Here is a 7343-nt window from a genome sequence, read left to right on the forward strand (position 1 = left end):
GGTGCGACCGGCGGTACTTTTCATCGTCGCGACGGTCATGATCGATGCCATAGGGATCGGCCTGATCATCCCCGTCATGCCCGACCTGATCGAGGAAGTCCGGTCTGCCAATCTGTCGCAAGCCGCCCTTTGGGGCGGGGTGTTGGCCACCACATTCGCGGTGATGCAATTTCTGTTCAGCCCCTTGATCGGCAGCCTGTCCGACCGGTTCGGACGCCGCCCGATCCTGCTGGTTTCGCTGACTGTGATGACATTGGATTACGTTGTCATGGCACTGGCAGGGTCGATCTGGCTGCTGTTGGTGGGCCGCGTGGTGGGCGGCATTTCAGCCGCCACAGGGGCCACCGCCAGCGCCTATATGGCCGATATATCCGCGCCCAAGGACCGCGCGGCACGGTTTGGCCTGATCGGCGCGGGCTTTGGCGCAGGCTTTGTGCTGGGCCCTGTCGCGGGCGGATTTCTGGCCGAATTCGGCACACGCGCGCCGTTTTGGGCCGCCGCCATACTGGCCGCAAGCAACGTCGCTTTCGGCTGGTTCGTGCTGAAGGAAACCGTCGACCGCAAGGCAGCACGCCCGTTTTCATGGCGACGCGCCAACCCGTTGGGGGCCGTCAAACATCTGGGTGAATTGCCCGGCATCAAGCGGCTGCTGTTGGTGTATTTCCTGTACCACCTTGCCTTTGCCGTCTACCCGTCGGTCTGGAGCTATTTCGGCAAGGCGCAATTTGACTGGTCCCCGTCGATGATCGGCGGATCACTTGCGCTGTTCGGCTGTGCCATGGCTGTGGTTCAGGCCGGGCTGATCCGCCCTGTGCTGAAACGGTTCGGAGAACGGGGCACCGTGCTGTTCGGCTATGTCTTTAGCGTGGTGACGTTTTTCCTGATCGCCACGGTGACATCCGGCCCGGTGATTTTGATCCTGACACCAATGGCCGCCCTTGCCGGCGTGATCCCTGTCGCGCTGCAAGCGATCATGTCGCACTCCGTGGCCCAGAATGCCCAAGGCGAGCTTCAGGGGGTGCTGACCTCGGCATCCGCGCTTGCGATGGTGATTGCGCCCTTGGTGATGACCAGCACATTTGCGGCCTTCACAGCGCCCGGCGTGGCGGTGTATTTTCCCGGCGCACCGTTTTTGCTGTCGATGCTGCTGACCTTAATCGCGGTGTCGGTTTTCATCCGCTGGCGCGGCCCCTCTGCCGACACGACGAAAACATAAGGCCGCGGGCAGGTTCAGACTTGCGTCCCGGGCAAAGCCCCGCCACGCTTGGTTAAGGCGGGGGCCAGCCGCCGCACATAGCACCTAGCGGGGGCCATCCCCCACACACGTCAAACAGCGGGGGCCAGCCCCCACATATAATACCTAGTGGGGGCCAGCCCCCACACCCCCGGGATTTTACTCCATTTGGAAAAGAAGGCCGCGCCATGAAGCTTCAGGACCTGGATGTCATCGTCACCGCGCCCCCTGCTCCGGGATGGGGCGGGCGGTATTGGATATTGGTCAAGCTGACGACGGACACCGGCATCACCGGTTGGGGGGAATGTTATGCCTCCTCGGTCGGGCCGGAGGCGATGCGGGCGGTGATCGAAGACGTATTCCAGCGGCACATGCAGGGGCAAAACCCCGAAGATATCGAATTGATGTACCGGCGCGTCTATTCGTCAGGCTTTACCCAGCGGCCTGACCTGACGGTGATGGGCGCGTTTTCAGGGCTTGAGATTGCCTGTTGGGACATTTTGGGTAAGGACCGTGACCGGCCCGTCTATGCGCTGATCGGGGGGCGCATGAACGACCGTGTGCGCGCCTATACCTATCTGTACCCCTTGCCCCACCATGACATTGCCGCGTTCTGGAATTCGCCCGAAATGGCCGCTGAATCGGCGCTGGATTGTGTCGCGCGGGGCTATACCGCGATCAAGTTCGACCCTGCCGGCCCCTATACCCTGCGCGGCGGGCATATGCCGGCGATGACCGATATCAGCCAGTCGGTCGCCTTTTGCAAAGCCATCCGCGAGGCCGTGGGCGACAAGGCCGATCTGCTGTTTGGCACCCACGGGCAGTTCACGACCGCCGGTGCCATCCGGCTGGGCCAGGCCATCGCGCCCTATAGCCCGCTGTGGTACGAAGAGCCGATCCCGCCAGACGCGGTTGAACAAATGGCCGTCGTGGCCCGCAGCGTTGGCATCCCCATCGCAACCGGAGAGCGCCTGACCACGAAGGCGGAATTCGCGCCTGTTTTGCGGTCAGGGGCTGCCGCGATTTTGCAGCCCGCTTTGGGCCGCGCCGGTGGTATCTGGGAGGTAAAGAAGATTGCTGCCATGGCTGAGGTTTATAACGCACAGATCGCGCCACATCTTTATGCCGGTCCGGTGGAATGGGCCGCGAACATACATCTCGCGGTTTCCATCCCCAACATCCTGATGTGCGAATGCATCGAAACACCGTTCCATGACCAGTTGATCAAAGGCTCCATTCGCGTGAATGACGGGTTTATCGAGGCACCAACCGCCCCCGGCTTGGGGATCGAGGTGGACGAGAGCCTGGCCCGCGCGCATCCCTACAAAGGCAGCGACCTGCATTTACAGATGCAAGAAGCCCCTTGCGATTACAAGAACGGCAATGCGTTTCAGGGCGGTGCCCCCGTGGCTCAGCACGAGACATAAGCTTGGGATAGCGCAACGCTAGCGATCAAGATCGGCCCGCTGGCAGCCCGCCCTTTGCCACGAAATGATGGCTAGGGGATAGGGAAGGCCGGGCCAGACACAGTGCGCATTGTGGCCCGCCTGAGGCTCAGTCTCCCAACAACGCCAATGAGGCGGCGACGATCGCCTCGCGTGATGGAAGTGTCGCGGCATAGGCAGGGCCCGTGGCGATAAAGCTGTCTTCGGCTGTCAGCCGCGCGAAACGGGCGATGCCGCGTTCTTTCATCAACGCCATGACCGCTTCGGCCTGCCCGCCCGTGCGGCGGCATTCGTCCACGATCAAGGCCGGCCGGTCGCCGATGGCGTCGATGATCGCATCTTCGGCCAGAGGGGCAAGCCAGCGCATGTCGATGACCCGCACATCCAGCCCTTGTGCGGCAAGATCGGCCTGGGCCTGACGGCTTAGGTAATGGCCATTGCCATAGGTCACGATCGCCAAATCGCTGCCATTGCCGTGCACGCCGATGTCTTGCAACCCAAGCCGCTGACCTTGATCGGGATAAGACGTCATCCACCCCCCGTCGCCAGCATCCAGCAGATCGCGCATGGGATAAAGCGCAATGGGTTCGACAAAGACCACAACCCGCTGTTCTTCGCGCGCAAGACGATGTGCTTCGCGCAGCATCATCGCCGCATCTGCACCGGTTGACGGACAGGCAATAACGATGCCCGGGATGTCCCGCAGAACAGCAAGGGAATTGTCGTTGTGAAAATGCCCGCCGAACCCCTTTTGATATCCCAGCCCCGCGATGCGCAGCACCATCGGGTTGGTCCACTGGCCATTGCTGAAGAAGGACAAGGTCGCGGCCTCTCCGCGCAACTGGTCTTCGGCATTGTGGAGATAGGCCAGAAACTGGATTTCCGGCATCGGGACAAAGCCGTTATGGGCCGCACCGATGGCAAAGCCCAGGATGGACTGTTCGTCAAGCAAGGTATCGATCACCCGTGCAGGGCCAAAACGCGATTGCAGCTTTTGCGTGACGCCGTAAACACCGCCCTTGCGGCCGACGTCCTCGCCCATGAGCAGGGTTTCTGGATGGGCCAGCATCAGATCATGCAGCGCCCAGTTGATGATCTTGGACAGAGGCTGCGGTGTTGCCATCTGGGTCAGTTCACCGCCCATGATTTCGGCGCGTTTTTCGGCAGACGGTCCATTGGTCGGGGCACAGACCCGCTTTGGCGGGATAATGCTGGCCATCACGCCAGCAGCTGTTTTCAAATGCGGGCGGGTGATAACATCAACAACGGCTTCTGCGACGTTGTCCAGTGTGTCAGTATAGATCGCCAACGCCTCGTCCGCGCTTAACGCGCCCGCTTCGATCAACAACCGGACACTGTGCAACAGCGGGTCATTGGCCTCGTCAGCCTCGACCTCAGATTTCGGCAGGTAACTTGTCGCAATATCCGCACCGGCATGACCATAAAGCCGAACGGTGCGCAGGTGCAAAAAGGCGGGCTTGCGATGCTTTCGGACAAAATCCGCCGCCGCTTTGGCAGCCGAATAGGCCGCAAACAGATCCAATCCATCGGCCTCGAAATAGGCAAGACCCGGACGCGCGGACATAGATGCCTTGATCCAGCCTGTCGGGGTCTTGGTCGAAATGCCAATCCCGTTGTCCTCGCAGACAAACAACAAGGGCAAGGGCACACCCTGCACGGCAGTCCAACAGGCGGCATTGATGGCACCTTGGGCAGTGGAATGGTTGGCCGAGGCATCCCCGAAACTGCACATCGCAATCCCGTCATGGGCAAGCAACCGATGCTCGGGCGGATTGCGGCGCGCCAGCCCCAAGGAATGGGCCACGCCGACGGCTTTGGGTAGATGACTGGCGATGGTCGAGGTTTGCGGCGGGATCATCAGGCGACGGCTGCCCAGCACCTTGTGTCGCCCGCCACTGGTTGGATCATCCATGGAACACGCGAATGACAGCAACATGTCGCGCAACATATCCTGCCCGCCAACCTGATCGGCCCGTGCAATCTGGAACGCCGCATCACGGTAATGCAGAAAAGCGATATCATCGGGGCGCAACGCATGGGCAACGGCGGCCATGCCCTCGTGCCCGCTGGACCCGATGGTGTAAAACCCCTGCTTGTTGGCCTGCATCACACGGCTTTGCAAATCCAGCGCGCGTGACAAAACCTGCGCACGGTAGAGCCCGACAGCAGCGTCATTGTCCAAACCGGGGGTCACAGCCCTGCCAACAGGAAAATCCCGCGCCGCAACGCGCCGCAAAAAATTTTCATGAACGATCTGTACGCGGTCCATAGTCACCTTTCCGACTAAACCAAAGGCACTGCCAAAAGATGCCTCCGGCGGGGATATTTAAGAGCCAGAGAAAAGGGAACCACTTCCTTTATTCTCTGGCTCTCAAATATCCTCGGGGGAGTTTGAGGGGGCAGACAGCCCCCTCATTGTGTCTTTAGAAAAATGCCTGAAGGCCGGTTTGCGCACGGCCCAGAATCAGCGCATGGACATCATGAGTGCCCTCATAGGTGTTCACCGTCTCGAGGTTCATCATGTGGCGGATCACTTGATATTCGCCGCTGATGCCGTTCCCGCCATGCATGTCACGCGACATGCGTGCGATGTCCAGGGCCTTGCCGCAGTTGTTGCGTTTCACGATCGAGATCATCTCGGGGGCGGCATTGGCTTGGTCCATCAGGCGGCCTACCTGCAGGGACGCTTGCAGGCCAAGCGAGATTTCGGTCATCATGTCGGCCAGCTTTTTCTGGAACAGCTGGGTTTGTGCCAGTGGCTTGTTGAACTGCTTGCGGTCCAGCCCGTATTGGCGCGACGCGTGCCAGCAGAACTCGGCCGAGCCCAGAACACCCCAGCTGATGCCATAGCGGGCGCGGTTCAGACAGCCGAACGGGCCTTTCAGGCCTTCCACATGGGGCAGCAACGCATCGTCGCCGACTTCGACGTTGTCCATCACGATCTCGCCGGTGATCGAGGCGCGCAGGGACAGTTTGTTGCCGATCTTTGGTGCGGAGAGGCCCTTCATCCCCTTTTCAAGGATAAAGCCGCGGATTTTGCCGCCGTGCTCTTCGGACTTTGCCCAGACCACAAAAACATCGGCGATGGGCGCGTTCGAAATCCACATCTTGGACCCGATCAGCTTGTAGCCGTTTGCCGTTTTCACCGCGCGGGTTTTCATGCCAGCAGGGTCGGATCCGGCGTCAGGTTCGGTCAGGCCGAAACAGCCGATGAATTCACCGCTTGCCAGTTTGGGCAGGTATTTCTTGCGTTGTGCCTCAGAGCCGTAGGCATAGATCGGGTACATCACCAGGCTGGATTGCACGGACATCATCGACCGGTATCCGCTGTCCACGCGTTCGACTTCGCGCGCGACCAGGCCGTAGGACACATAGTTGCCGCCCAGCCCGCCGTATTCTTCGGGGACAGTGACGCCCAACAGGCCCATATCGCCCATTTCCTTGAAAATCGCAGGGTCCGTGCTTTCGTTTGCAAAGGCGTCGATCACGCGCGGTTGCAGTTTTTCCTGCGCATAGGCGCGCGCACTTTCCTGAATCATGCGTTCGTCTTCGGTCAGCTGGTCTGCCAGACGGAACGGGTCTGTCCAGTCAAAGCTGCTCATGTTCGGGGCGTCTTTGGCCTTGAGAATTGGGGCTTCGGCGTTCATTGGATATCCTCCCAAAAGGTCTAGATTTGGGCAGAGTATTGCAAAGCCAGCCACGAAATACTATCGCTGCTTTATCCTAGCCTTATGAGTTTAAGTCATATGATAGCGCCGCGCCGTTTTTTGCCATCCATCAATGCGTTGCTCGCTTTCGAGGCCGTGGCGCGGCTTGGCAGTGCCACCCAGGCGGCGCTTGAGCTGTCCTTGACCCAAAGCGCGATCAGCCGGCAGCTCAAGACCCTCGAGGACCAGCTTGGCGTGGCGTTAATGGACCGGCAGGGCCGGCAGCTGGTGCTGACGGAGGCCGGGAAAAGCTATGTTTTGCAGGTGCGCGAGATATTGAACCGCTTGGCGCAGGCCTCGATATCGGCGCGGACAAACCCGATGGCGGGGGCGTTGAACCTGGCCATTCTGCCCGGCTTTGGCATGCATTGGCTGGCCCCGCGCTTGCGTGATTTTGCCCAGGCCCATCCAGAGGTGACAGTAAACCTGAGCACACGGCTGAACCCGTTTTCATTCCAGAACAGCAATTTTGACGCTGCCATACATTTTGGCAAGGAAGACTGGCCCGGTGCCGCCTATCTGCGGTTGATGCCGGAAACGGTTGTCCCCGTATGTGCCCCCGACCTGCTGGAGGCCCCGCTGGACAACCCGGCCGATATCTTGCGGTTTCCGCTGCTGCATCTTGAAACGCGGCCACGGGGCTGGGCGCGCTGGCTTGAGGCGCTCGGGGTGAGCAGCACCCCGCCATCCGGCATGATCTTTGATCAGTTTTCAACGATGGCGCAGGCGGCGGTGCACGGGCTTGGGGTGGCGCTGCTGCCGACATTTTCCGCAGACCCTTATTTGCGGGCCGGCCAATTGGTGCTTGCGTCGACCCAGACCACGCAAAGCATCGGCAACTACTATCTGGTGTGGCCCGAAGACCGCGCCGAGACTGCCGCCCTTCGGTCGTTCAAGGCATGGCTGGCGACCCAGACCGATCAAATCCTCTAAGAG

5 protein-coding genes are annotated in these 7343 nt (G+C 60.5%); 3 read left to right on the forward strand and 2 right to left on the reverse strand.

Features of this window, described 5'->3' with window-relative positions; genetic code table 11:
- The first annotated feature begins 1 nt into the window (after window position 1).
- Together HGT1_RS09730 and HGT1_RS09735 are read left to right on the forward strand one after the other, a co-directional pair.
- Window positions 2-1216, forward strand: coding sequence for a TCR/Tet family MFS transporter (locus HGT1_RS09730; protein WP_176249757.1), 1215 nt, complete (start codon window positions 2-4; stop codon window positions 1214-1216).
- Window positions 1217-1422: 206 nt separating this feature from the next.
- Window positions 1423-2661, forward strand: coding sequence for a mandelate racemase/muconate lactonizing enzyme family protein (locus HGT1_RS09735; protein ID WP_176249709.1), 1239 nt, complete (start codon window positions 1423-1425; stop codon window positions 2659-2661).
- 127 nt (window positions 2662-2788) lie between these two features.
- Here the strand turns inward: HGT1_RS09735 and HGT1_RS09740 are convergent, their stop codons facing one another.
- Window positions 2789-4969 (reverse strand): thiamine pyrophosphate-dependent enzyme, encoded by a 2181-nt coding sequence (locus tag HGT1_RS09740; protein WP_176249710.1) that lies wholly within the window; start codon window positions 4967-4969, stop codon window positions 2789-2791.
- A gap of 154 nt (window positions 4970-5123) precedes the next feature.
- Window positions 5124-6347, reverse strand: a complete 1224-nt coding sequence (locus tag HGT1_RS09745; RefSeq protein ID WP_176249711.1) for an acyl-CoA dehydrogenase — start codon at window positions 6345-6347, stop codon at window positions 5124-5126.
- Window positions 6348-6446: 99 nt separating this feature from the next.
- Between HGT1_RS09745 and HGT1_RS09750 the strand changes: the two genes are divergently transcribed.
- Window positions 6447-7340 carry a LysR substrate-binding domain-containing protein gene (locus HGT1_RS09750; RefSeq protein ID WP_176249712.1) on the forward strand — a complete coding sequence of 298 codons (894 nt, stop codon included), beginning with the start codon at window positions 6447-6449 and terminating at the stop codon, window positions 7338-7340.
- The last annotated feature ends 3 nt before the right edge of the window (window positions 7341-7343 follow it).

This window comes from Sulfitobacter sp. HGT1 (genome assembly GCF_013282155.1).
GTDB lineage: Bacteria > Pseudomonadota > Alphaproteobacteria > Rhodobacterales > Rhodobacteraceae > Sulfitobacter.